This is a genomic window from Hymenobacter mucosus, assembly GCF_900188255.1.
In the GTDB taxonomy this organism is placed as follows: Bacteria; Bacteroidota; Bacteroidia; order Cytophagales; family Hymenobacteraceae; genus Hymenobacter; species Hymenobacter mucosus.
Window position 1 is genome coordinate 119,957 of sequence record NZ_FZNS01000004.1, and the last position, 25,146, is coordinate 145,102.

The following is a 25,146-nucleotide window of genomic DNA, read 5'->3' on the forward strand; positions in this document are numbered from 1 at the left end:
CAACTACTGGCATTCTACCAGCCGCGTGCTACTCTCCGGCTGGCTTGGGCAGTGCGGTACCTAGGGCCACGGGGGTGCCAAAGTCGGGCGTGCCATCTGCTTTCCAGGTAAACTTCTGCATGCGGGGGCTACGGTTGTCGCCACAGCCCTGGCCGGAGTTTGGGTTAGCATGGTAAATAATCCAGTCCTCAGTGCCATCCTTCGACTTGAAGAAACCATTATGGCCCGGCCCGAATGCCCGACCCGCCGGATTTTTCACGAATACGGGCGTGGCCGACTTCGTCCAAGAGCTGAGCTGCATGGGGTCGGCCGTGGAAGACGCCGTGAGCATACCCAGGGCGTAGTCGTCGGTACTGCAGTGGCTGGCCGAATACACCAGAAACGTTTTGTCGCCGTGCTTTAGGATTTCCGGGCCCTCGTTCACGTCGGGCTCCCCGTTGGTTTCCCAGTTATATTCGGGATGCGACAACTCCACGCGCGGACCCGTGAGGGTCCAGGGGTTGCTCATCTCCGAAATGTAGAGGCGCTGCGTGCCGCTGGCCTCCACCTCATGGCCCGACCAGATGAGGTAGCGCTTGCCGTTCTGTTCGAGCACGGTCCCGTCAATGGCCCACAAGTCACTGGTGGGGTTAGCAATGCGCCCCTTGTACGTCCACGTACCCGTAGTAGGGTCGGCGGAGGCATTTTCCAGTACGTGCACGCGGTGGCCAGCGCAGCAGAAGGGGTCGGCGGAGTAGTAGATGTACCACTTGCCATCGAAGAAGAAGAGCTCGGGCGCCCATAAGTCGCGCTGGTTGATACTAGCCTGCTGGGGCGTCCAGACTATTGTACTAACGGCCGAACCCAACTCCGACATCTTCGCCGTTTTGCGAATGACGATGTTGCCGCCGGTGGTGCTCGTATAGTAATACGTGTTGTCTTTCAAGTACACCCACGGATCGGGGCCCACCGTGAGCAGCGGGTTGGTGAAAGTAGTAGAGGTAGGTGGGGCCGGGGGGCTGGGGGGCGTGGGTGTAGGAGCCGGCGACGAACCATTTTGACACGCCAGCGTCAGGGCTAATACCCCAACTGGAAGCAGGCGCGAAAGACGTGAAAGGGAAACCATATAGCGGATAGGAAGAAAGGCGAATACGGAACGTTACAAACCCGGTGCTCTACCTTGATGAGAAAGAAAGAGCCGCCCCGACGCGAGGCCGGCACGGCTCTTTACTAAGAAGCAGCTAGTAGCTTACCAGCCTGGGTTTTGCTGGTAGCGCGCCAGGTCAACTTCGGTTTGCAGAATCGGCAGCAGGCGGGAGCGGCCCACTTGGAAGGAGTTGAAGTCTGTATCGCGCGCCTTGAGCTGGTCTATGCTGGCTTGGCTATCGAGCAGGCCCCAGCGCTTGAGGTCAAACCACCGCAGCCCTTCGCCCGTGAGTTCCGTCACGCGCTCGTGCATGATTTGCGTGCGCAAGCTGGCCTGGCTGAAGCTACCCGCCGTGAGTGGGGCCAGCCCTACCCGAGTGCGAACTTGGTTGATAAGCGGAATGGCGTTGCCGGTCTGGTTTTGCTCGTTGAGGGCTTCGGCTTGGAGCAGCAGGACATCGGCGTAGCGCATCACGCGGTGATTAATGGGCGAGTCGAAGTTCTCGAAGGTGCGGTAGTAATCCGTCTGGTACTTGCGCCAGTAGATGCGGCTCAGGTCGCGGGCGTTGCCTTTGAAGCGCCTCAGGAAGCCGTTGCCATACACCAGCGTGTCAGCATCTACGGGCAGCGCCGTAGTAAACTGCCGACGGTTGTAGAATACCGTAGCCGCGAGGCGCGGGTCGCGGGCACCGGTAGTGGTTCCTTCCTGCAAAAACTCGTTTACAACCCAGGGGCGCACCTCCCCGTCCACGAAGCCGGCGCCGGGCACCCCCCAGAACTGGGAGCGTTGGCCGCCTTCCGAGGACGTAGCATCGTCGCCATCGTTGCCGCCCAGCTTGGCATCCGAGAACTGGACCTCGAAAATAGACTCGGTGTTGTTCTCGGTGGTGTGGCGGAAGTTATCCGTGTAGTTGGTAGTCAGCCGGTACTGGTTTGAACTGATAACCTCGGCAAACTGAGCCGAAGCCAATGCCCACTGTTTGTTCTGCATGTACACTTTGCCGAGCAGGGTAGCCGCCGCGCCCCGGGTAGCACGCCCCATATCGTTGCCACCGGAATAGGTGGCATCCAAATCGGGCTTGGCTTGCTGCAAGTCGGCAATCACTTGCTCCCATACTTGCGCTTCGGTAGCCTGCGCAGGTAAGTTGGTTGGGTCTGAGGGAGTAAGGGCCAGCGGCACGTTGCCGTAAAGCGCCGCGAGGTTGTAGTAGTATAAGGCCCGCAAAAACTTAGCCTCGGCCAGTACCCGCTTCTTCAGCGTTTCATTCATTTGAATGGCTGGCACATTGGCTAGGACCTGGTTGGTACGCCAGATGGCCCGGTAATGGTCGCGCCACAGGTTCTGGGATACCTCAAAGTCGTAGTTCGCCTGGGTAAAGCGCGTGAAGTCGGCCAGCTCGCCCCAGGGGCTTTGGCTGAAGCTGTCATCAGAGCGTAAATCGTAGGCAAAGTGCAGCCAGCGGCGGTAGGTACCTAGCTGCTGCAGGCCGCTGTAGGCCGCGTTAATACCCTTTACGGCGTCAGCCTCGGTTTGCCAGAACGATTCCGTGGTGGGCTGATTAGGGTTGATCTGGTCCAGGTAATCCTTTTCGCAGGCTGTCGTCAGCAGCAAGCTGCTCGCAACCACGGCTAATCGGAGAGTATGTAATTTCATGGGAAGTCTCGGATGGGAAGAGTGAGCGAAAGCGAGCCGGCGGCTTAGAAGCCAAGTTGGGCGCCGATGGAAACCGTGCGGATGTTGGGGTAGCTGCCCTCATCCACGCCGCGCGACAACAGGCCCAGGCCCACTACTTCGGGGTCGTAGCCAGTGTAGTCCGTGACAGTGAACAGGTTCTGGCCCGTTACATAAAAGCGCAGGCTGTTCACGCCCTTCACCCGGTCCGTCAGGGTTTTGGGGATGGTGTAGCCGATCTGCACGTTTTTCAGGCGCAGGTAGGAGCCATCTTCCAGCCACCGAGTAGAATTGATGCGGGAGTTGTTGATAGCGGCCTCACCGGCCTGCCCGCCCCCGCCCGAGATAATGGCCCGGGGAGTAGTGGTAGAGAGGTTAGTGGGCGTCCAGGGGCTGAAGTCTGCGCGGTAGTTGCCGTTGTCGTCGGTGCGGTCCAGCCAGTAACGGCCCGTATTCAGAATGTCGTTGCCTTGTACTCCCTGCAGGAAAGCGGCCACGTCGAAGCCCTTAAAGCTGGCCGTCAGGTTCAGACCGTACTGCAACTTGGGGAACACGCGCCCCACGTGGGCGCGGTCGGCGGCGCTAATCAGGCCGTCGCCATTCACATCCTTATAGCGCACGTCGCCGGGCTGGGCGTTGGGCTGGGCGCTGTTGGCAATGTTGTCGCCGGTCTGGAAAATACCGTCGAACTGGTAGAGGAAGAAGGAGCCCAGCTCGTAGCCAACCTCGGTGCGGGTGGATTCGCCGGGGCCCGAAACAAAGAACGGCGAGTTGGCCGCGTTGCCCAGGCTAGTAACCTTATTTCTCAGGGTGGTCACGTTACCTGTGACACTATACTTAAAGTCTTTGCGGTTTTCATTGTAGCCCAGCAGCAGTTCGAGCCCCCGGTTCTGGATGCGCCCTACCGGCTGGTAAGGGTTGCTGCCAGCATTGCCCAGGACGATGGGCTGGGGAGGATCTACGTTGGCGTTTCTGGTTTCCGACTGGTAGTAGTCAGCCGAGAGCGTAACCCGATCTTCCAGCAGGCCCAGGTCGAAGCCGATATTGGTGGTGCGGCGCTCTTCCCAGGTAATATTGGGACTGGGCAACTGAGTCTGAACGCTACCATTCTGAATGTTATCACCGCCGAAGGGGTAATTCACGTTGGTGTTGATTACCCCCTGCCAGCGGTAGGCACCGGAATATTCGCCGCCCAGTTGCTCATTGCCCAGCACGCCGTAGCTGGCACGCAGCTTCAGGTTGCTGATGGAAGTTACATCAGCCATAAATGCCTCCTGCGAGATGCGCCAGCCGGCGGAAGCAGCGTAGAAGTTCCGGTACCGATCGGCCGGGCTAAAGCGCGACGAACCATCCCGACGGAAAGCGCCCGTCAGTAGGTAGCGCTGGTTATAATCGTAGGTAACCTGCCCAATCCAGGAGCGCTTGTTGTACACGGAAGTACTACCCTGCACCTGAGGCGAACTGCTGCCCGCGTCCAAAGCCCAGTAGTACACAGGGCCGGTACCGTAGCCGTTGTTGCGGCCCCGGGTAAACTCGTTGCGCTGGTGCTGCTCGGTGTAGCCAGCTACGGCCGTTACGTTGTTCTGTCCGAAGCTTTTATCGAACGTCAACGTATTTTCCACCATGGTAAACAGGTTGTTGCCCTGGTTTTCAGCGTAATACGAGGGGTTTAGTGGGTCATTCTGGCGCCACTGCCCATACTGGCGCTTTTCCCGGTCGTGGTAGCCCAGGTACTCCGCGCCCATATTCAGGCGGTAGCGTAGGAAGCTAAAAATGTCCAGCTCCCCGTACACATTGCCCTGAAGGCGGTTGTTTACGTTGGTGTTGTTGAGCAGCTTCTGCAGGGCAATGGGGTTAGTGCCGAAGGTGCTGGCGTTGTTATTGCCGAAGCCAAAGCCACCCGGATTTGCCGCATCCATCACCGGAATAACGGGCAGCATGCGCAGCACGTCCAGGAAAGGTAGCCCGTTGAGTTGAGTTTGGTTGGTGCGCGCCAGTTGCAGGTTTTCGCCCACGCGCAGGCGGCCCCGGTTGAAACCCGAGTTTAAACGCACGCTGTAGCGCTCAAATTTGGGGCCTTGCACCGTACCCTTTTGGGTAAAGTACCCGCCGGAAAGCAGGAAGTTGGAGTTTGGCCCGCCGCCCGAAAAGCCTAGGTTGTAATCCTGCACCGAGCCGGTGCGAATCAGCTCCTTTTGCCAATCAGTATCGACGCCCGTTAGGTTGGCAGCGAAGGGCTGCGCCGCGCGGCCCGCGTTCTGATAGGCCTGCCGGTTGATGACGGCCCACTCCTGAGCGTTCATCAAATCGTAGGTTTTGTTGATTTTCTGAACCCCAGCGTAAGTATTAAAGGAAATGGCCGGCGTACCCGACTTGCCCTTTTTAGTAGTAATGATAATTACGCCGTTGGCCCCGCGGGAGCCGTAGGGCGCTAGGGAGGCCCCGTCCTTCAACACCTGAATTGACTCCGCATCCTGGGGATTGAAGTCCCGGATATTATCTACCCACAGCCCATCAATGATGTACAAGGGGCCGCTGCCGCCGTTGATGGAACCCAAACCACGAATGTTTACGATGGGGGCCTGACCAGGCACGCCGGAGTTGATTACCTGCACACCGGGTAGGCGACCCTGAATACCCTCGCTAATGGTTGCTACGGGAGCCCGCTGGGCTTCGCGCCCGCTCAAGGAAGCCACCGACCCCGTTACATCTTGGCGGTTCTGGGTCAAATAGCCCACTACCACTACCTCATTCAGGGCTTTGGTATCGGGAGCAAGGCTAATGTTCACTTCCGGGCGGCCACTTACCGGAACCTCCTGGGTAACGTAACCAACGAAGGAAAACGAGAGGGTAGCATTGTCGGCAACACTGAGCGTGTACCGACCATCAGAATCGGTAGTGGCGCCGTTGGTAGTGCCCCTTTCCAGCACTGTAACGCCGGGCATGCCCTGCCCCCGTTCGTCTAGCACGCGGCCTGAAACGGTAGTGGCAATAAGTTGGTGGTGCGTAGCCACGCCCAAATCGGTGGCGGCAGCAGCTACCGGGGCCAGGAGGGGCAGGCACCCAAGCAAGGCAGGCATGGTTTGCCAACGCACGCGGAGTAGAGGGTTATTCATGGAAGGATATATGTGGGAAGTAGAGAAGAAAGCTGCAAACGTTTGCATACAGAGTGCTTTGCAAACGTTTGCAGTGAATGAGCAAAACAGCAAGCGGCGGCTTAGCTAGCCGGCTAATAGAAACTCAGAAAGGGGAAGGGTTAGTCAGAAACGGTGAACAGCTAGGCGTCTGTTTCGGCGTTAATGTCGCAAGACTAGTAAGTAATTACTCAATATTCAAACAAAGTACTGAGAATTATTTGGGAGAACCTAGCTAGTAGTGCAAATTCTTGTCAGATAAATTTCATTTCTACTCCTCTACAAACCTTGCATCCTTTTACCATCCTGAAAATAAAATATAGCTTTGCAAACGATTGCGCTGAGATATCACGCCCTATCTTCGGCTGCTTCGCTACGTAGAGAACGTAGGTTTGTCTCTCACTTCTTTTGGCTTGCCATGCTATCCAACCAAATCACCACAGCGTTTCAGCAGCATTTTAGTGCCTCCCCCCTCCTAGTCCGGGCTCCTGGGCGAGTAAACCTAATTGGGGAACATACCGATTACAACGGGGGGTTTGTACTGCCTGCGGCCATCGACAAGGAAATCCTGTTTGCGGTAGCCTTAAATAACACGAGCACTGCGCGGCTCTACTCCTTTGATAACGACGAGCATTACACAGTAGAACTAGCCGAGGTAGAGCGCGGCGAAACCCAGTGGGCAAACTACTTAAAAGGAGTAGTAGCGCAATTTCAGCGGCGCGGCATTACCGTTCCCGGCTTCGATTGCGTGTTTGGGGGCAATGTACCCATGGGCGCGGGCCTGTCGTCGTCGGCAGCGGTAGAATGCGGTTTGGCTTTTGCCCTGAACGAGCTTCTGAGTGCCGACTTAAAGCGAATGGAACTGGCCCGTATGGCTCAATTGGCCGAGCACGAGTTTGCCGGAGTACAGTGCGGTATCATGGACCAGTTTGCCAGTCTCTTCGGCCGCCCCAACCATGTAGTGCGCCTAGATTGCCGCTCCCTCGACTACGAATATTTTCCCTTCGATACTACGGCCTGCCACATTGTGCTGTGCAACTCCGGCGTGAAGCACTCCTTGGCTAGCTCCGAGTATAATACCCGGCGCCAGGAATGTGAGCAGGGCGTAGCAGTACTGCGCCAGCACTACCCCCAGGTACAGAGCCTCCGCGACGCTACCTTAGATCAGCTGCAGGAACACCAGGCGGAGTTGGGCGACGTGGTGTACCGCCGTTGCCGGTACGTGGTAGAGGAAAACGCTCGCGTAGAGGCCGCCTGCCAACACCTGATTGCCGGTGATTTGCCCGCGTTCGGACAAGAGATGTACGGCTCTCACGCCGGCCTGCGCGACGATTATGAGGTGAGCTGCCGCGAACTGGATGTGCTGGTAGCCGCAGCTCAACCCTTGCCGGGCGTTTTCGGAGCCCGCATGATGGGGGGCGGCTTTGGAGGCTGCACCATCAACTTAGTAGCTCCCGATCAGGTAGAGGCATTTGTGACGGCTATGAAAGCGGCTTATCAGCAGGAGTTAGGCCTTCACCTTGAAACCTACCAGACTACCATTGTGGGCGGCGTGGACGTACTCGTACCATCCGTAGCTTAGCGTTTGCTGCTTCTTGGCCACCCGTAGGCGCGGCCTATTTCTTTTCCTGGCTGCGTTAGAGCAGCTCTCTACTGCTGCTCTAACGCACTATCTACTTCTTTTGCATGGCTTCCTTCGACCTCGCTCAGCATCCTCACCGTCGTTTTAATCCGCTCACGGGCGACTGGCTGCTGGTGTCGCCGCACCGGGCCCTGCGGCCCTGGCAGGGCCAGCAGGAGGCGCCCGACCGCAGTCAGCGCCCGGCCTACGACCCTACGTGCTACCTGTGCCCCGGCAACACCCGCGCCAATGGGTCAGTAAACCCGCAGTACGATGGCACGTTCGTATTCGATAACGACTTCGCCGCTCTCACCCCCGATGCCCCAACCGGCACGGTAGAACTGGGCAGTTTGCTGCGGGCCGAGGCAGAATCGGGGGTAGGACGGGTTATCTGCTTTTCTCCCCGGCACGATCTGACACTGCCCGAAATGAGCACCGCGGATATTCGTCGCGTGGTGGACGTATGGGCCGATGAGTTTCAGACTCTGGGCAGCCGCCCGGACATCAATTACGTGCAAATCTTTGAAAACAAGGGCCAGGTAATGGGATGCTCCAACCCCCATCCCCACGGTCAGATTTGGGCCCAGCGCACCGTACCCGGCGACCCCGCTAAGGAAACCGTGCAGCAGGAAGCCTACTTCCAGCAGCACGGCCGCACTCTTCTTACCGATTACCTGGAAATTGAACTGCGCGAGCAAAAGCGCGTGGTACTGGAAAATGAGCATTTCGTGGTGCTGGTGCCGTTTTGGGCAGCGTGGCCTTTTGAGACGCTGGTAGTTCCGCGCCGCGCCGTGCAGGATATTACCCAGCTGACCGAGGCCGAGCGGGATAGTTTTGCCGACGCTATTCGCCGCCTTACCATTCGCTACGACAACCTGTTCCAGACCTCCTTCCCCTACTCCGCGGGGCTGCACCAGCGCCCCACCGACGGCCAAGGCCACGAGAGCTGGCACCTGCACATGCACTTCTTTCCCCCCCTATTGCGCTCGGCCACGGTGCGCAAATTCATGGTGGGCTATGAGTTGCTCGCGAATCCTCAGCGCGACATCACCCCGGAGTACGCGGCGGAACGCCTCCGCGACTTGCCAGAGGTGCACTACAAGCAAACGATGGCCCAGGAGCCAGCTTGAGGATTAGGCCCGAAAAGCTCCCCCTTGCTCATGGTCAAACCCCTTCCTTATTTCAATAAAAAAGGCCCGCCGGATGATTCGGCGGGCCTTTTTGGCTTTCTACTTTTCGCCGGAGGGCCGGGCGAGGGGTTGGCCTGGGGGAACGGGGGTGCCAAAGGCAGGGGTATCGTCGGGGTTCCAGGTGAAGGGCTGGGCACGGGGCGTACGGAACCGGCCGCAGCCCTGGCCGGGGGCATCGTTGGCGTGGTAGAGAATCCAATCCTGGGTGCCGTCGGGTGACTTAAAGAAGGAATTGTGGCCCGGTGCAAAAACTCCGGCAGCGGCATCTTGCTGGAACACGGGCTTCGGAGACTTCGTCCAGGAGCCGGGCTGTAGCAAGTCACTATCGGCCGAGGCCGTGAGCATTCCGAGGGCGTAGTAATCCGTCCAGCACCCGCTGGCGGAATAAATGAGGACCAGCTTGTTGCCGTGGCGCAGTACCTCCGGTCCTTCGTTTACATCTACGTGGGGCGGGTCTTGGGGCGAGTTCAGGTCGCCGTTACGCTCCCAGCTGTACACCGGCGTCGATACTTTGAGGCGCGGCCCTTCAATTGTCCAGGGGTTCTTCATGCGGGCCAGGTAGATGTTTTGGCGGCCGTTTTGGTCGCCTTCCCACCCCGACCACACGAAGTAGAGCTGCCCCTTATTTTCGAATACCGACCCGTCGATGGCCCACTTGTTTGTGGTGTCGGTTATCTGGCCTTTGTCAACCCAAGTTCCCTGCAGAGGGTCAGCTGCGCTATTTTCAAGCACCCACAAACGGTGCGTCAGGTTGGCACCCGCATCGGCGGCGTAGTAGAGGTACCATTTACCATTCAGCCGGTGCAGTTCCGGCGCCCAAATCTCGCGGGAGTTGGGGCCGGTGGCCGGCGGCGTCCACACCACTTTACTCGGCGCTGTTTTCAGCTGGCTCAGGGAAGTCGTCTTCCAGAGCGTGATGTTGCGGCCCGTGGTGTGGGTGTAGTAATAAAATCCATCGTGGTAGATGCTCCACGGGTCGGCGCCGCTGGGCAACAGGGGGTTAGTGAAGGTAGCGGCAGCCGTTGGTTGCTGGGCATGCGCTACCTGGGTCACTCCCAGCGCAACAGCCAGCAGCACACGAATAGATAGTTTCCTCATGCGGAGAAAGAGTGCTGAACAGTAGTTAGCCAGTGCCTACCTCCCCTGCGCTCATGGCAAAGCAGGTAAGGCCCTAGCACGTAATGAAAGCCTACAGCCTAGCGGCCACTCAGCTTTTTTATCAGGTCGGTTTCGTCTTGGTGGTAGGGCGTACCGTCCTTGCGAAATACCTCGTGGAACCACTCCATGGGCTCACTACCATCGGCAATGGGCACATCCCACTGGTACTTGGTGTTGGTTTTGCCATCTACCAAGCCCCAGTTGATGGCTCCTACATTCTGCTTTTTAAGTAGTGGCAGGATGTTCACAAAGCGCGAGTTGCGGGGCCGCGCCATGTACTCGGTGCAAATCAGCGGGCGGCCGTGCGTTTTCAGTAGTTCAATCACGCGCTGGTGGGCGGGCGCTTCGTCGTAGTTGTGGTAAGTAACCACGTCGGAATGCAGAATCTGGTACTGGTTGAGGGCTTCAAATTCCCAATTCCAGAGCCCCACGCTAAGGGGCTGCGCGGGGTTGATTTCGCGGGCCCAGCCAAACACATTGCGCACCAAGGGTAGCGATGAAGTGCCCTTGCCGTTGTTACCAGGTTCGTTGTATAAGTCCCAGAGCAAGATGCGCTTGTCGTTGCGGAAGCTTGCTAATACATCTTGCACGTAGGGCTTCAGCTTCACGAAGGTGGCCGAGTCGCGGGAAGCTGGGTCGCCGGGGTCCTGCATCCAGCCTGAGTTATGAATACCAGGCTTGGGAGCAGGCTGCGGACCGGCCTGTGGCACCTTGTTCCAGCAGTCATCGAAGAAAACTAAGATGGTCTGAATGTGGTGCTTATCGGCAATACCGAGGTAGGTATTCACCCGGTCCTTAAAGCCTTTGGGGTCTTGCTGCCAAGCCACACTATGCAGAAATACGCGCATAGTATTGAACCCAATACCTTCAGCCCAGCCTAACTCCCGGTCGATGGTGGTAGGGTCAAATGTATCGGCCTGCCACATCTCCAGTTGATTAATGGCCGTGCTGGGGGCGAAGTTGGCGCCTGTCATCCAGGGGTGAGCTTTGTACCAGGCGTTGGCTTTCTCAGCCGACCAGCGCCGGTCTTGCATCGTCGCGGCCAGGGCGGCCGGACCTTTGGTTTTAACCTTGGTTTTCTGCGCGTACGTGCTGGTAGTGAGGCCTAGCAGGGCGAGAAAGAGCACTAGTTTCTGCATGCGGATGGGAGAAATAGGAAAAGGAAGGAAAGTGTACTGGTGGAAAGCGAAGTATGCAGGTGCAACCGAGCCAAGGTGCCCGGCCCGCCGCGGCCTTATTCGCCAGAAGGACGGGGTAGCGGCGTCTGTAAGGACACGGGGACACCAAAGTTAGGCGTACCATCGGGGTTCCAAGTAAACTGCTGGGCACGGGAGCTGCGGCCGGCGCATTTGCCGTCGGCCGCAGTTTTGGCGTGGTATACCAGCCAGTTCTGTCGGCCGTCGGGAGAGGTAGTGAAGCTATTGTGGCCGGTGCCCCACACGCCATTCTCAGCCGATGGGCGAAAGACCGGTTGGGCTGCTTTTGACCACGATTCTGGCCGCAGTGGGTCGCTGCCCTGCGGGGCCGTGAGCATCCCGAGGCAGTAGTTGTCGTCCCAGCATGCACTAGCGGAGTACACGATAAACAATTGGCCTTTTTTGCCGGGCAGAAATTCAGGCCCTTCCAAAATCTGCCGGCCCCCACCCTTTTCCCAAGGGTGCGTGGGCGCAGCAATAATAACTTCCGTACCGGGCTGCAACGTCCAAGGGTTTTGGAGAGGCGCAATGGCTAGCACGCTCTGCGGCCCCACGTACGCCGAGTACAGAAAATACTGCTTCCCCTTATGTTCAAACACCGACCCATCGAGGCCGGTGTACTTGGTATTGACGCGGCCCTTATCTACCCAGGTACCCGTGGTAGGGTCGGAACTGGCATTTTCCAGCACGAACACGTAGCGGGCAGCATCGCCGGGCGTGGCTTTATTGGTGGCCGTGTAGTAGAGGTACCATTTGCCACTCAGGTAGTGCAGTTCGGGAGCCCAAATCTGGGTGGAGTTGGGGCCGGTAGCTGGGGGCGTCCAGACCACGGTGGCTGGGACTTCTTTCACGCCGCTCAAGGAAGTGGTTTTCCAGAGCGTAATGTTGCTACCCGTGGTGTTGGTATAGTAGTATGTGCTCCCCCGACGAATTACCCACGGGTCGGGGCCTTCGTCGCGCAGTGGGTTTGTGAAGGTGCGCGTGGGCGGTTGTGGCGCTTGGGCAGTAGCCGTAAGGGTAGCCAGGTACCCAAAACCCAGCAGGGCAGCACGAACTAAGGAAGGAACAGACATAGCGAGAGAGATGAAAAGATACAGCTCAGCACCCCGGCTGGCAGCTTTGACGCCAAGGCCACTACTAGTGCGTTACTACTATGGCGCAGCGCTGCACGCTACTCTTCGAGGTTAAGCGGGTAGTGTAGAAGCCAGCGGGCAATGCTTCGGTAGAAAAGCTGGTGGTGGCCGCTACCCCCGCCGTAGCCGACAGGGTACGATGCCAAACGAGCTGGCCCGTACTACTATACACGTCCAGGCTTACCGTTTCGGAGTGACGGGGCACGAAGGTAAGGGTGAGGGTAGTGCGGGCAGGGTTGGGGAAAGCCGCTAGCGCCCCGGCCGGCGCTTCGTCCCGCATGGCGAGAGTAGTGCGGCCGCTGTTGAGCGGTACGGGCATCAAGTCAAGCCGCCAGCGCTGAGCATCGTTGCCGTTGTCGGTGTACTGATGCACGCCGGTGCCAGGGTTGGACAGGTTGTTATCTACGTCGAGGCACTGGTTGGTGCCTTTGTGCACCAGCTTCACGTAGCCGTCGCCCAGGCTCACAATCTGCCAGCGTTGGGCGTCATTGCCGTTATCGGTCCACTGCTGCACCACGGCTCCAGCACTGGTGCTATTGCCCGCCACTTCCAGGCAGAGGTTGGTGTTACGGTGCCGGATCTTATAGTAGCCGTCGGCCTCGCGCGTAATTACCCAGCGTTGGGCGTCGCTGCCATTATCGGTGTACTGGTGCAGAGCCGTACCCGCCGTGGCTGAGTTGTCGGGCACATCGAGGCACTGGGTAGTGCCCTTGTGGGTCAGGCGATAGGTTCCCCCGGATACGATATCCAAGTTAGTCAACGTCAATTTCCAACGTTGTGCATCATTGCCATTATCGGTGTACTGGGCCACATTGGCGCCGGGGCTGGCGCTATTAGCAGCCACGTCCAAGCATTGGTTGGTGCCCTTGTGCGTGAGCTTGTAAAACCCGCCATCTACGGCCTCCATGCGCCAGCGCTGGGCGTCGTTGCCATTGTCGGTGTACTGCTGCACGTTGGCGTTAGGACTGACGCTGTTGCCTGCCACGTCCAAGCACTGGCTGGTACCGCGGTGGGTGAGTTTATAGTATCCATCCGCCTGCAAAGTCACTACCCAACGCTGGGCGTCAGTGCCGTTATCGGTGTACTGCTGCACGTTGGCACCGGCCGCAGAACTATTGTCTGCTACTTCTAAGCATTGATTAGTGCCCTTGTGCGTGAGCTTGTACGTCCCTCCCGATACCAAATTATTGATTGGGCAGATACCGCCGGGCACGCGCGGCGCCACCCCGTAATTGGTCATATTCACCTTTTGGATAGCGCCATCGGCGGCGAAGTACAGCCGGTCGATGGCCACGTAGCGGGTCGAGAAGTTGTTGTTTTGGTAGCGGTGGTAGGTAATGTAGTACTCGTCGCAGCCGGCAATTTTGGTAATGGAATGGTGACCCGCTCCCTGGTTCTGCGCATCCGACGACAGCACTGACCCGCGGTAAGTCCAGGGGCCCAGCGGCGACGTGCTGGTGGCATACTGTACGTTGTAGCTAGCATTGGTCCAGGAGCCGTTCGAGTAAGTCATGTAATAGGTGCCGTTGCGCTTCACGATATACGGCCCTTCGGTATAGTTCTGGGGCGTGATGTCGCGCGGAGCATCCGGCGTGAAGCTGACCATGTCGGGGTTCAGTTTGCGGGCTACCAGCCGGCTACCGTTTGACCCTCCGTAGTAGATGTAGGCCTGCCCATCGTCATCCACAAACACGTGGGGGTCGATGATGTCGACGGTGTAGGGGTCGGAGCCGATGAGAGCTCGCCCCAAGTCCGTGAACGGGCCAATAGGACTGTTACCTACGGCCACCCCAATTTTCACTTCGGCTGAGTAGTAGAAATAGTATTTGCCGTTGCGGGCTACCACGGAGGGCGCCCAGCCGTTGTAATCTGCCCAGGCGCACTGGGGGCCCACGTCAAAAATTACGCCTTCATCACGCCAGCTAGTGAGGTCAGCAGAAGAGAAAGCGTGAAAATCTTGGCCGCCGGTACCCTCGTTGCTCGTGGGGTAGATGTAATAGCGTCCATTAAAATAATTCATTTCCGGATCGGCGTGGTAGCCTGCCAGGACGGGGTTAGTACTGGTTTGAGCGCCAACTGGCCAGGCCAGAAGCAGCACAAAGATTAATCGAAAAAATAGTAAGTACTTTCTCATGGTGGGATGGGATATGGGGGACGGGCAAATAGAACTAAAACAACAAGCCAGTGACTTAAAACTAGCTCTACCTAATACGTTTCTACCACCTATGCAATCGTTTGCAATTGTGCAGGCAGTTGGTACCAGGAATATTTTCTCAGAGAGAAAATCAGCGACATAAGCCGGTGTATGCAAACAAAATGTATAACTATTTCCACATTTGAAAAGCAGGATTTCAAGTGTGGTTCTAGATTTATCACGCTCTGGGTTAACAAATCTAAGGCAACGAAGCAGCGCTTACCCCATGCAAAGTACCTACTACTAGCACGGAACTCAGAAATACTAGAACGGGAGTAACGCTGCAAGCTAACTTTACAGGATTACTTATGCAAACGTTTGCATTTTTCTCTGCATCTTGGCCCACGCATTCCCGCACTCGATCCGTCCCACCTACCGCCCACCCGTTATGCCGCTGCTCGTACGCACCTTGTGTTTACTGGTCTTACTGGGCTTACCGTGTCTCAGCCACGCCCAACGAACTACCTTTAATGGGCTAGGGTCCGACTTGAGCAACCTCTACCGCCTCTCCGACGCCAAGACCCGCTCTATCAGCCCGGAAAATTTCACTGGAGCCAAAGGCCAGGGCGGGCGGGCTACTACGGGCACGGGCCAGAACGCTTCCCGCGACCTAGGCCTGGGCTGGAAGGTGAGCCCAAGCATCATCATCAAAGCTGGCCAAACCGCCGTGGTGGCCGAAATCGACGGGTCTGGTGCCATTCAGCACATCTGGCTCACCCCAACCGGCATTTGGCGCTTTGCCATTCTGCGCATGTATTGGGACGATGAGAAGACCCCCTCGGTAGAAGTACCAGTAGGCGACTTCTTCGGGCAGGGCTGGGGCGAAACGGCGTTGCTCAACTCCATTCCCGTGACGGTAAATCCGGGCAGCGCCTTCAACTGCTACTGGCAGATGCCTTTCCGCAAGAAGTGCCGCATTACGCTGGAGAATATTGATGAGAAGGACATGTTTCTGTACTACCAAGTAGACTATACGCTGACGGAGGTGCCCAACGATGCCGCGTACTTTCACGCTCAGTTTCGGCGCCAAAACCCAACCAAATACAAGGTACCCTATACTATTCTGGACGGGGTGAAGGGCCGGGGCCAATACGTGGGCACCTATATCGCCTGGGGCGTAAACAGCAACGACTGGTGGGGTGAGGGCGAAATCAAGTTTTTCCTGGATGGCGATGGGCAGTTTCCCACCATCAACGGCACGGGCACCGAGGACTACTTCCTGGGCTCCTATAATTTCGAGGACAAAAAAACCCGCCAGTACCAAGAATACTCTACGCCTTACGCGGGCCTGCACCAGGTTATTCGGCCCGATGGCCTCTACCGCGCCAACCAGCGCTTTGGCATGTACCGCTGGCACATTCCGGACCCCATTCGCTTCGCTTCCGATTTGCGGGTAACTATTCAAGCCCTGGGCTGGCGCTACAACGGCCGCTACCTCCCTTTGCAGGACGACGTAGCTTCCGTAGCCTATTGGTACCAGACCGAGCCCCATGCTCCCTTTCCGGCCCTGCCTTCCAAAGATGACCTAGAAGTAAATCTGGGCCCAGCCCGCTAACCGGGTATTCCTTTCCCTCGCTCTTTTCATCCCCCCCTTTCACTCCGCATGCGTTTCTCTCCTTTCCGCATTGACTGGTTGCGGCTAGTTGGCCTGAGCACGACGGCCCTGCTGGCTTGTACTGCTGTAGTAAGCGAAGCCCAACAACTGCGCCCACCGGCCTACCCCCTCGTCACCCACGACCCCTACTTTAGCCTTTGGTCGTTTCAGGATACGCTGGCCGCGGCGCCTACCCGCCACTGGACCGGTGAACCACAGGCCCTGGAAGGCGTAGTGCGCGTAGATGGCAAAGCCTACCAGTTGCTGGGGCGCACCGCCCCGGAGTACCGCGCTATCATTCCCACGGTTCAGGAAAAGCCCTATACGGCCCAGTACGTCACCACCGCCCCGGCGGCGGGCTGGGAAAAGCCCAATTTTGCGGGCGCCAGTAGCTGGAAGACCGGCGCTGCTCCCTTCACCGATAACAAAACCCTGCAAGGCACGGCGTGGTCGGAAGGTGATATTTGGGTGCGCCGTACCGTAACAGTAGCTGGCCCGCTCCCCAAGGGCAAACTTGCCTTGCAGCTCTGGCACGACGATGATGTGGAGGTGTACCTTAACGGCATTCTGCTCACGAAACAGAAAAACTACAACGGCTCCTACGAATACTTCGCCCTTTCAGAGGCGGCCCGGGGGGCGTTGCGCCAGGGTGAAAACCTGCTGGCCATGCACTGCACCAGCCCCCAGGGGGGCGAACACCTGGATGCGGGATTATACGAGGAATTGCCCCAGCCCTACCTGCCCGCGGCGCGCCAAACCGGCGCAACCGTTACGGCCACCCAAACTACCTATTCCTTCGAGGCAGGCCCAGTACGGCTTACGCTGAACTTTCTTTCGCCGCTGCTGCTCGATGAGCTGGAAACGGTAGCCCGCCCCGTCAGCTACGTAACCCTGACGGCCACCCCCACCGATGGCCGCGCCCACGCCGTGCAAATGCTGCTTACCGAAGCGGGTACAATGGCTAGCAATACCCCTTACCAAGCCGTAACCACCCAGGCGGGACGCACCACCACGCTGGGCTGGCAGGCAGTAGGCACCACGGCCCAACCTGTACTAGGCAAGGCCGGCGACAACGTGCGCATCGACTGGGGCCAAGCCTACTTGGCTGCTCCTGGCGCCACCCGCCTCACAGCCGGCCTAGCTCCCGACCTGAAGGCGGCCTTCCTGAAAACGGGCACCTTACCTGCTGCTACCAAACCCACCAGCGGCCCCGCCCAGCGCGTGGCCTTAGGCGCAGTATTAGACCTCGGCACCGCTAGTAAAGCCGTGGAGCGCCACCTGCTACTCGGCTACGACGACCAATACGCCGTGCAGTATTTCGGGCAGAACCTACGGGGCTGGTGGCGCCGTGCCCCCGGCATGACCATGGAAAAAACCCTGCTGGCGGCTGAGGCCGACTATTCCCGCCTGCGCCAGAAATGCACCGCCTTCGACAAAAGCCTGTATGCCGAAGCTCTGGCCGCCGGAGGGAAGCAATACGCCGACCTGTGTCAACTAGCCTACCGCCAGGCCATTGCCGCCCATAAAATCGTGGCCGGCCCCAAAGGCGAAGTGCTGTTCTTATCGAAGGAAAACTTCAGCAACGGCTCCATTGGCACCGTCGATGTCACGTATCCATCGGCGCCCCTGTTTTTGCGCTACAACAACGAATTGGCCAAGGGTCTGCTGCGCTTCATCTTTGATTACAGTGAATCGGGGCGCTGGAAAAAAGACTTCCCGGCTCACGACGTGGGTACCTACCCCTTAGCCAACGGCCAAACCTACGGGGAAGACATGCCCGTGGAGGAAGCCGGCAACATGCTCATCCTGACCGCCGCTGTGGTGAAAGTAGATGGCAAGCCCGATTTTGCCCGTCAGCACTGGCCCACGCTCACCAAATGGGTAGGCTTTCTGAAGCGGGACGGGTTCGACCCCGCCAACCAGCTCAGCACCGACGATTTTGCCGGCCACTTAGCCCGCAACACCAACCTCTCGGTGAAGGCCATCATGGGTATTGCCAGCTATGGGCAGCTAGCGCGGCAACTCGGCGACGAAAAAACGGCTACCGAATACCTGGCGCTAGCTCGCGACATGGCCCGGCGCTGGCAAACCATGGCCCAGGATGGAAACCACTATGCTCTCACGTTCGACAAACCCGCCGGCTCTTGGAGCCAGAAGTACAACTTGGTATGGGACAAGCTACTAGGGCTTAATGTCTTTCCTCCAGAAGTGGTGCGCCAGGAGATGGCCTTCTACCTCAACCATCAGCAGCGCTATGGCCTACCCTTAGACAGCCGTCGCACCTATACCAAATCTGACTGGATAATCTGGACGGCCACGTTGGCCGACAACCCGGCCGACTTCCAGGCTCTAGTGAATCCCGTTTGGCAATTCGCCAACGACTCACCCAGCCGCGTACCCCTTACCGACTGGCACGAAACCACCGACGCCCGCCAGTCGGGGTTTCAAGCTCGCTCAGTGGTAGGCGGCTATTTCATCAAGATGCTGGATGCCCACTTGGCAAAGCAGCCCAAGCCGTAAGCTGTCACCACAACCCGAAAAGACAGTCTTGCTAAGCGCAGCCAGAGCAGCTCTACCGCTTCCTTGCACTACCATTAGAAAGCTAACAGTAGAATCATTGCCGCTCAGCACTGCCAGCCCCTACCTAGTATCCCAGGCGTGGCCCATTCGCCCCAGACCTCGCCTATCTTCTCGTCAACTCTCCCATCACCATGCCTTCTCGTCGTCATTTTTTGCAGCAGGCCACTGCGGGGCTTGCCTCCCTTGCCCTCCTTAACCAAGGCGCCGCCCGCGCTGCCGCCCGCACCTACACCAACCCAGTATACGCCGGCCAGTTTCCCGACCCGTTTGTGCTGCGCCACCAAGGCCGCTATTATGCCTTCGGAACCACCGGCCAGGGCCGCACCACCGATGGCCGTATCTTTACTGTGCTCACCTCCAGCAACCTAGTAGACTGGAAACCCGCTGGCGGAGCCCTAACGCCTCCTGCCGGCGCCGAAGGAGCCGATTTCTGGGCTCCGGAAGTGGTGTACCACAATGGCACATTTTACATGTACTACTCTATGGGTGGCGGTGCCATTGGAGCCAGCGTGGGCCACCGCCTGCACGTGGCTACCAGCAAAACGCCCCAGGGGCCCTACCAACAAGTAGCGCTGATGGATGTACCTGCCAGCAAGTTTACCATTGATGCCCATCCCTTCCAGGATACCGATGGGCAATGGTACCTGTTTTACGCCCGCGACTTCATTGACACCGACAACGGGTACCGCCCCGGAACCGGCCTTGTAGTGGACCGCCTCCTCGACATGACCCGGCTGGCAGGCGAAAGCCGCACGGTAATGCGGGCCCGCCACGACTGGACGGTATTTGAGAAGAACCGGACCATGCCCCTCTACGACAACAAAACCTTTGCGGAGTGGCATACGCTGGAAGGCCCCTTCGTGCGCAAACACGGCGGTAAGTACTACTGCTTTTACAGCGGGGCCAACTTCCTAACCCCGCGTTACGGCGTAGACTACTGCGTTGCGGACTCCATCTTAGGCCCCTACTCTGATGCTGGCGCGGAGAAAGGCCCCCGGGTATTGCACGCGGTAGCAGGCCATGTACGCGGCCCCGGCCACCACTCGCACGTACTCAGCCCCGATGGAAAAACTGAATACTTGGTGTACCACGCCTGGGACACTGGTATGAAAGAGCGGCAGTTGTGCATTGATAAGCTAGCCTGGACGGCCCAGGGTCCTCGCTGCCAAGGCCCTACCTACACGCCGCAGCCTCTCCCCTAAAGCCGCGGGTTGCATTTCGAGGTAGGGCGGCACCCTGGCTACTGTACCTGCCCCGCCCTACCTCGAAATCTATGCGTACGTTTGCGCAAATAGTTGCACACTATTTGCGCAAGCAGTTGTGCTCTCATGTTCTGCTAACCCCCACGAATTTGTCACGCAACAAAGCTTCCATTTCCGACCTGGCCCGCCAATTGGGCGTGTCCGTTTCTACCGTTTCGCGCGCCCTGAGCGATAAAGCCAGCATCAGTGACGCTACCAAGAAGAAGGTGTGGAAGCTAGCCAAAGAATTGCACTACCAGCCCAATCATTTGGCCGCCGGATTGCGCAAGGGCCGCAGCAATTTGCTGGGGGTAATGGTGCCCCACATCGACGGGCACTTTTTTACGATGGTGGTGAAGGGCATTGAGACCGTGGCCTCCAAGGCGGGGTTCAACGTGATGATCTGCCAGTCGAATGAAGACGTGGCACACGAGCGCAAAAACATTGAAACCCTGCTCAGCGCCCAGGTAGAGGGCATTTTGGTGTCGCTGGCGCGCACCACGCGCGACTTCAAGCACTTTGAGAAAGTCCGCAAGCAAGAGATTCCGCTAGTATTTTTCGACCGGGTGCTGGACGGACTGGACGTAAGTGCCGTGGTGATTGATGACCGAGAAGGCGGCTACCAAGCTACCAAGCACTTAATTCAGCAAGGCTACCGTCGGATTGCCCACTTTGGCGGGCCCCAATACCTGAACATTTACAAGCACCGCCGCCAGGGCTACATTGATGCTCTGTTGGAGGCTGGCCTCCCGGTAGAGGAAGAACTGGTTTTCTACTGCGACATGACCCAGGAGGACGGCGTACGGGGCATGCAGCAGATGCTGGCCCTACGCCAGCGCCCCGACGCTGTATTCTCATCCAGCGACTTTTCCGTGGTGGGCGCCTTGCAGGAGCTGAAGCGCCACCATTTGCGCGTGCCCACCGATATAGCGTTGGTAGGCTTCAGCAACGAAACCTTTACCTCCCTCACCGAGCCCATGCTCACCTCCGTCGACCAGCGGTGCGAGCAGATGGGGCAGTCGGCGGTGCGCCTGTTTCTGGAAATGCGCGACGAGACAAGCAGCGCCTTTTCGCCCCGCCGCGTAGTGCTCCAGCCCGACTTACTTATCCGGGAATCGTCGCAGCGGCCCGGGCGGCGGCAGTAGCATTAGCTTGCGCCCTAGTGTTCAGTTGAGGTAGCTCGGCAGTAGGCCCGTCAGAAAAAATTTCTGCCTGGGTTTCCAACATTTCCCCGGCTACGGGCTTGTAGGAGCTACGTCCACGCGGGCCGGAGCCTACTTAACACGCATGACCAAACAGCGGTACTTCTTCCTCATTCTGATTCTCGGCTCCCTATCGGCGCTGGGTCCCTTCTCCATTGACATGTACTTGCCGGGCTTCCCGGCTATTGCAAAAGACTTGCATACCACGGTAGCCCGGGTGGCCTTATCGTTGTCTAGCTTCTTCGTAGGCGTCTCGGCAGGTCAGCTACTATACGGCCCCTTACTCGACCGTTTTGGCCGGAAAAAGCCCCTGTACGTGGGCCTTGTGCTGTACGTGGTAGCGTCGGCAGGCTGCTACCTAGCCCACAGCATCGACGCCCTGATTGCCTTACGCCTGTTGCAAGCCCTGGGTAGCTGCGCTGCCACGGTGGCGGCAGTAGCTATGGTGCGCGACCTGTTTCCGGTGCAGGATAGCCCCAAGGTATTTTCCCTGCTGATGCTAGTCATTAGCGTGTCGCCCATGCTGGCACCCACGGTGGGCGGCTACTTAGTGGCGGGATTCGGCTGGCAGTCGGTGTTTGTGGCCCTGTTTGCCATGGGGGCGCTGCTGCTGGTAGCGGCCGTTTTCTGGCTCCCCGAAAGCTACGCGCCCGACCCTACCTATTCCCTGCATCCTCGCCCCATCCTGACTACGTTCTTCAGTGTGCTGCGAGAGCCCCAATTTTTCACCTACGCCCTCACCGGGGCCATGACCTTTGGCGGGCTACTGGCCTACGTATCGGGCTCTCCGCTGGTATTCATGGATATTTTCCGGGTGAGTGGCCAGGTATACGGCTGGATTTTCGCGGGCCTTTCCGTGGGCTTCATTGGGGCTAGCCAAGTGAACACGTGGCTGCTACGCTTCTACCGCAGCGAGCAAATTGTGCTAGTTGCCATTGCCTGCCAGTCGGTTATTGGGCTGGTATTTCTACTGGGCGCTAGCCAAGGGTGGTTCGGCGTAACGGGCACCATTGTCATGCTCTTCCTGTTTCTATGCTGTATGGGTCTGGCCAACCCCAATGCAGCGGCCCTGTCTATTGCTCCTTTCTCCAAAAATGCGGGTAGTGCGGCTGCACTCATGGGTGCCACTCAAATGGCCGTGGGCGCCCTGGCTTCCTTGGGCGTCAGCCTGTTCAACACCAACACGGCTGTACCCATGGTGGCAATCATGGCTACCTCGGCCGTGCTGGCCCTGGGCATTCTGCTGCTGGGCCGCCGGCTTATCGGCACCACCCTCGTGTCTACCGATGGGCAAGCGGTGCTGGTACACTAGCAATTCCTGTTGCGCTTCATGGGCGCATCACGCTTCGGGCCGTACCTTTGCGCCGTGAAAGTATCCCGCCTCCTTTTCCTGCCACTAGCAGCCGTGCTACTGGCCTCAACGCTACCAGGCTGCCTCTCCCTGCAAAGTGAAGAGCAAAAAGCCGAAGCGGCCGAAAAAGCGCTGCTAGCTCGCCACGACGAGCTAATGGCACAGATGGACCAAGTCTATGCGCTTCGCCAGCAGCTGCAAAAAACGCCCGGCGCCGACACCGTAGCGGCCGGCCGCCACCGCCGCGCTCTGGTAGCGGCCAATGCGGGCATGCTAGACTGGATGCACCAGTATCGCAAACCGGCCGACTCCGTGACGGTAGACCGACGCCTCGCATACTATGCCGCTCAGCAGCAGCGCATCGACTCCGTTGGGCACCTGTTTCGCACCAGTCTCGACTCGGCCCGCCGCCTGCTCGAAGCAGCTCCTTCCACTTCATCATCCCGCTAATGCGTATTACCCTTTCAGCCTCAACTTCCCTGCGCACCCTGGCTCTTGGCGCCTTGCTGGCGGCCGGCAGCTTGGTACCTTTTGCCTGTTCTTCCAAGAAAGCGGAGGAGGCAGAGCGCCTGCCTATTCTGGGCATCAGGCACTCAGAGCCTACTTCTCCTACGGATACCCTCCCGGACCCAGTTCCGAACTTTCAGCTAACCAACCAGATGGGACAGCCCATCAATAACCAAACCTTCGCGGGAAAGGTCTACGTTACCGACTTCTTCTTCACTACCTGCCCAAGCATCTGCCCCAAGATGCAAAGCGAGATGCTGCGCGTGTATAAAGCCTTTGAGGGCAACCCCAACGTGCTCTTTCTAAGCCACACCATCGACCCAGGCCACGACTCTATCTCGGTGCTGCGCGACTACGCCGAGCGGTTGGGCATCAAGGACGCGTCGCGCTGGCATTTTGCCACGGCCCCGCAAGACACCGTTTTTCACCTCGCTCACGCTTACATGTCGGGAGCCCAGATAGACAAGCAGGCGGCGGGTGGCTACTCGCACGATGGCGCCTTTGCCCTGATTGACTCGCACCGCCGCGTGCGGGGCGTATATGATGGCATGGTGAAAGAGCAAGTTGACCGCCTAATTGCCGACTTACCTAAGCTGCTGCGCGAAGAGCAAACCCAGCAAAACGTAGCCGCTAAATGAACCGCTGGCCGCTGCTTCTGGGGCGTAGCGTAGTAGCAGCCGTGGCCTGCGTAGGCCTTGGGCTGGGGCTGAGTGGCTGCTTCACGGAGCGCCGCAACGAAGGCGCCCAGCTCTACGCCACCCACTGCGCTAGCTGCCACGGCGACCAGGGGCAGGGCCTTGAGCGCCTCATTCCGCCCGTGGCTGGCGCCGACTACATTGCCCAGCACCGCGCCGAGCTGCCCTGCCTAATTCGGAAAGGCCAAAAAGGTCCGCTCGTGGTCAACGGAGTAGATTACAACCAGGTCATGCCTGGTCACGACGACCTGACGGACTCCCAGATCACCAACCTGCTCAACTTTGTGCAGCAGAACTGGGGCAATAAAAATAAGCCCTACACTATTCGGGAAGCCTCCGAGCTGCTGCAAAGCTGCAATGGCTCCGACGGGCAGTAGCTGCTCCTTAGCGGGCGACAAACCCAGGTGGTGCGGCAACATTCTGGCCCTGCCGCCTGGGTTTTCTTATGAGTATGGTAGATCTGCAGTCATCAGGCTATGCATCTTCCGGCAAACCTTTTTAGCTTGCACCTTCATCTGTATGTTTTGTTATGGGTCTGTTTGACTTCCTGAAAAAGAAACCCGAGGACGCTGCCGCGGCCCCTGCTCCTACCCCTACTCCCGCCCCCGCAGTTTCTTCTGCCACTCCTACCCCTGCCGCTGCGGCGCCTACTACCGACGACAAGTCGAGCGGTCCGCGCTACAAGGGCTCCAATTACCAAATGCCAGCGCCTCCCGCGCCGGCACCCGTGCCGCCACTGCCTCAGTCGCCGCCCATCCCCATGCCCCCGCAGCCCGATTTCTCGGCTTTCCAGCCCCAGAACATCCTGGAACAACTGCTGCTCCAAGCTGCTACCGAGCCCCAGTTCCGTAGCCCTTTCTACCAGGCCTTGCTAGGCGAAGAGGTGGTAGTAGTAATGGCCCCCAAGGAGGATATGGAGCCCGGCGAAATCACTCCTACCGAAGGTATGGAGATTCAGCTGCAAGTGCTCAACGACGGTAAAATTCCGGTGTTCACGGCCGTGGAGCGTATCTTTGATAGTGGAGCCGTGCCCGAGGGTAGCGTAACCTACATGCGCCTGCGCGGCCATGATTTCTTTACCATGGTGCAAGGCGCTGAGTGTGCGCTGAACCCCTTCTCCCAAGCTGGCAAGCTGCTAGCCGCCGATGAAATCAATGCGCTGCTGGCAGGCCAGTTGTTTGATGCTCCTGCTCCCCAAGACATGCAGGTGGCCCTCAACCAGCCCGCTGAGGAGCCCGTAGCCCTGAAAGAGGGTCTACGCACCTACGCCGCTGGCAATTCGCATATCCAAGCTATCTACCTAGCGGAGATGCAGATGCAGCAAAACCCGGCGGAGCGCCGTTTGTTGCTGGCCTTCCACACGGAGGAACAAGACCCAGCTTTCCTGCAAGAGCTTGGCCCCATCATTCAGGGCAACATTGGTGAAGCCCAGTTTGTGGACCTAATGCTGATTGATCCCAACTCGGAGGAGCCTCTTATTCAGTATCTTCTTTCTACTGAGCCCGTGTACCAGCGCGCCTAGCCCTGGCACGTTGCAGCTGCACACCGTAGTA

The 25,146-nt window shown here is 58.4% G+C and carries 18 protein-coding genes; 11 read left to right on the forward strand and 7 right to left on the reverse strand.

Going from position 1 to position 25,146, the window contains the following annotated elements; genetic code table 11:
* Positions 1–28: 28 nt before the first annotated feature.
* The 3 genes from CHB83_RS10565 to CHB83_RS10575 all read right to left on the reverse strand — a co-directional run bounded on the left by CHB83_RS10565 (position 29) and on the right by CHB83_RS10575 (position 5,913).
* A complete protein-coding gene (locus CHB83_RS10565) occupies positions 29–1,105 on the reverse strand; it encodes a glycoside hydrolase family 43 protein (RefSeq protein ID WP_045688703.1) in 1,077 nt (358 codons plus the stop codon).
* A gap of 123 nt (positions 1,106–1,228) precedes the next feature.
* Positions 1,229–2,779 carry a RagB/SusD family nutrient uptake outer membrane protein gene (locus CHB83_RS10570; protein WP_089332608.1) on the reverse strand — a complete coding sequence of 517 codons (1,551 nt, stop codon included), beginning with the start codon at positions 2,777–2,779 and terminating at the stop codon, positions 1,229–1,231.
* 44 nt (positions 2,780–2,823) lie between these two features.
* Positions 2,824–5,913, reverse strand: a complete 3,090-nt coding sequence (locus CHB83_RS10575; protein ID WP_179225515.1) for a SusC/RagA family TonB-linked outer membrane protein — start codon at positions 5,911–5,913, stop codon at positions 2,824–2,826.
* 436 nt (positions 5,914–6,349) lie between these two features.
* Between CHB83_RS10575 and CHB83_RS10580 the strand changes: the two genes are divergently transcribed.
* Both CHB83_RS10580 and CHB83_RS10585 read left to right on the forward strand, forming a co-directional pair.
* Positions 6,350–7,513, forward strand: coding sequence for a galactokinase (locus CHB83_RS10580; RefSeq protein ID WP_045688704.1), 1,164 nt, complete (start codon positions 6,350–6,352; stop codon positions 7,511–7,513).
* A 104-nt stretch (positions 7,514–7,617) separates the two neighbouring features.
* Positions 7,618–8,682: a UDP-glucose--hexose-1-phosphate uridylyltransferase gene (locus CHB83_RS10585; protein WP_089332610.1), complete on the forward strand. Its 1,065-nt coding sequence runs from the start codon at positions 7,618–7,620 to the stop codon at positions 8,680–8,682.
* 99 nt (positions 8,683–8,781) lie between these two features.
* On the opposite strand, the gene CHB83_RS10590 is transcribed toward CHB83_RS10585, so the two are convergent.
* From CHB83_RS10590 to CHB83_RS10605, 4 genes are all read right to left on the reverse strand, one after another.
* Complete coding sequence (locus CHB83_RS10590; protein ID WP_045688705.1) at positions 8,782–9,840, reverse strand: glycoside hydrolase family 43 protein; 1,059 nt, start codon at positions 9,838–9,840, stop codon at positions 8,782–8,784.
* Positions 9,841–9,938: 98 nt separating this feature from the next.
* Positions 9,939–11,039, reverse strand: a complete 1,101-nt coding sequence (locus CHB83_RS10595) for a cellulase family glycosylhydrolase (protein WP_143437113.1) — start codon at positions 11,037–11,039, stop codon at positions 9,939–9,941.
* A gap of 95 nt (positions 11,040–11,134) precedes the next feature.
* Positions 11,135–12,169, reverse strand: coding sequence for a glycoside hydrolase family 43 protein (locus CHB83_RS10600; protein WP_089332611.1), 1,035 nt, complete (start codon positions 12,167–12,169; stop codon positions 11,135–11,137).
* 64 nt (positions 12,170–12,233) lie between these two features.
* Positions 12,234–14,363 carry an RICIN domain-containing protein gene (locus CHB83_RS10605; RefSeq protein WP_089332612.1) on the reverse strand — a complete coding sequence of 710 codons (2,130 nt, stop codon included), beginning with the start codon at positions 14,361–14,363 and terminating at the stop codon, positions 12,234–12,236.
* A gap of 448 nt (positions 14,364–14,811) precedes the next feature.
* Here CHB83_RS10605 and CHB83_RS10610 point away from each other — a divergent pair, with 448 nt between their 5' ends.
* The 9 genes from CHB83_RS10610 to CHB83_RS10650 all read left to right on the forward strand — a co-directional run bounded on the left by CHB83_RS10610 (position 14,812) and on the right by CHB83_RS10650 (position 25,115).
* Positions 14,812–15,978, forward strand: coding sequence for a glycoside hydrolase family 172 protein (locus CHB83_RS10610; protein ID WP_045688707.1), 1,167 nt, complete (start codon positions 14,812–14,814; stop codon positions 15,976–15,978).
* Between the two features lie 48 nt (positions 15,979–16,026).
* The gene (locus tag CHB83_RS10615; protein WP_089332613.1) at positions 16,027–18,537 is read left to right on the forward strand and encodes a glutaminase family protein; all 2,511 of its coding nucleotides are present in this window, start codon (positions 16,027–16,029) and stop codon (positions 18,535–18,537) included.
* Between the two features lie 191 nt (positions 18,538–18,728).
* Complete coding sequence (locus tag CHB83_RS10620; RefSeq protein ID WP_089332614.1) at positions 18,729–19,799, forward strand: glycoside hydrolase family 43 protein; 1,071 nt, start codon at positions 18,729–18,731, stop codon at positions 19,797–19,799.
* Positions 19,800–19,948: 149 nt separating this feature from the next.
* A complete protein-coding gene (locus CHB83_RS10625) occupies positions 19,949–20,983 on the forward strand; it encodes a LacI family DNA-binding transcriptional regulator (protein ID WP_179225516.1) in 1,035 nt (344 codons plus the stop codon).
* Positions 20,984–21,125: 142 nt separating this feature from the next.
* A complete protein-coding gene (locus tag CHB83_RS10630) occupies positions 21,126–22,352 on the forward strand; it encodes a multidrug effflux MFS transporter (RefSeq protein WP_089332616.1) in 1,227 nt (408 codons plus the stop codon).
* A 54-nt stretch (positions 22,353–22,406) separates the two neighbouring features.
* Entirely contained in the window at positions 22,407–22,841 is a 435-nt protein-coding gene (locus CHB83_RS10635; protein WP_089332617.1) for a hypothetical protein, read from the forward strand.
* Positions 22,841–23,536: an SCO family protein gene (locus tag CHB83_RS10640; RefSeq protein WP_052695230.1), complete on the forward strand. Its 696-nt coding sequence runs from the start codon at positions 22,841–22,843 to the stop codon at positions 23,534–23,536. Before CHB83_RS10635 ends, CHB83_RS10640 begins: the two co-directional genes overlap by 1 nt.
* Complete coding sequence (locus tag CHB83_RS10645) at positions 23,533–23,970, forward strand: c-type cytochrome (RefSeq protein ID WP_089332618.1); 438 nt, start codon at positions 23,533–23,535, stop codon at positions 23,968–23,970. Before CHB83_RS10640 ends, CHB83_RS10645 begins: the two co-directional genes overlap by 4 nt.
* A 152-nt stretch (positions 23,971–24,122) precedes the next feature.
* Positions 24,123–25,115, forward strand: a complete 993-nt coding sequence (locus tag CHB83_RS10650) for an enhanced serine sensitivity protein SseB C-terminal domain-containing protein (protein WP_045688710.1) — start codon at positions 24,123–24,125, stop codon at positions 25,113–25,115.
* The last annotated feature ends 31 nt before the right edge of the window (positions 25,116–25,146 follow it).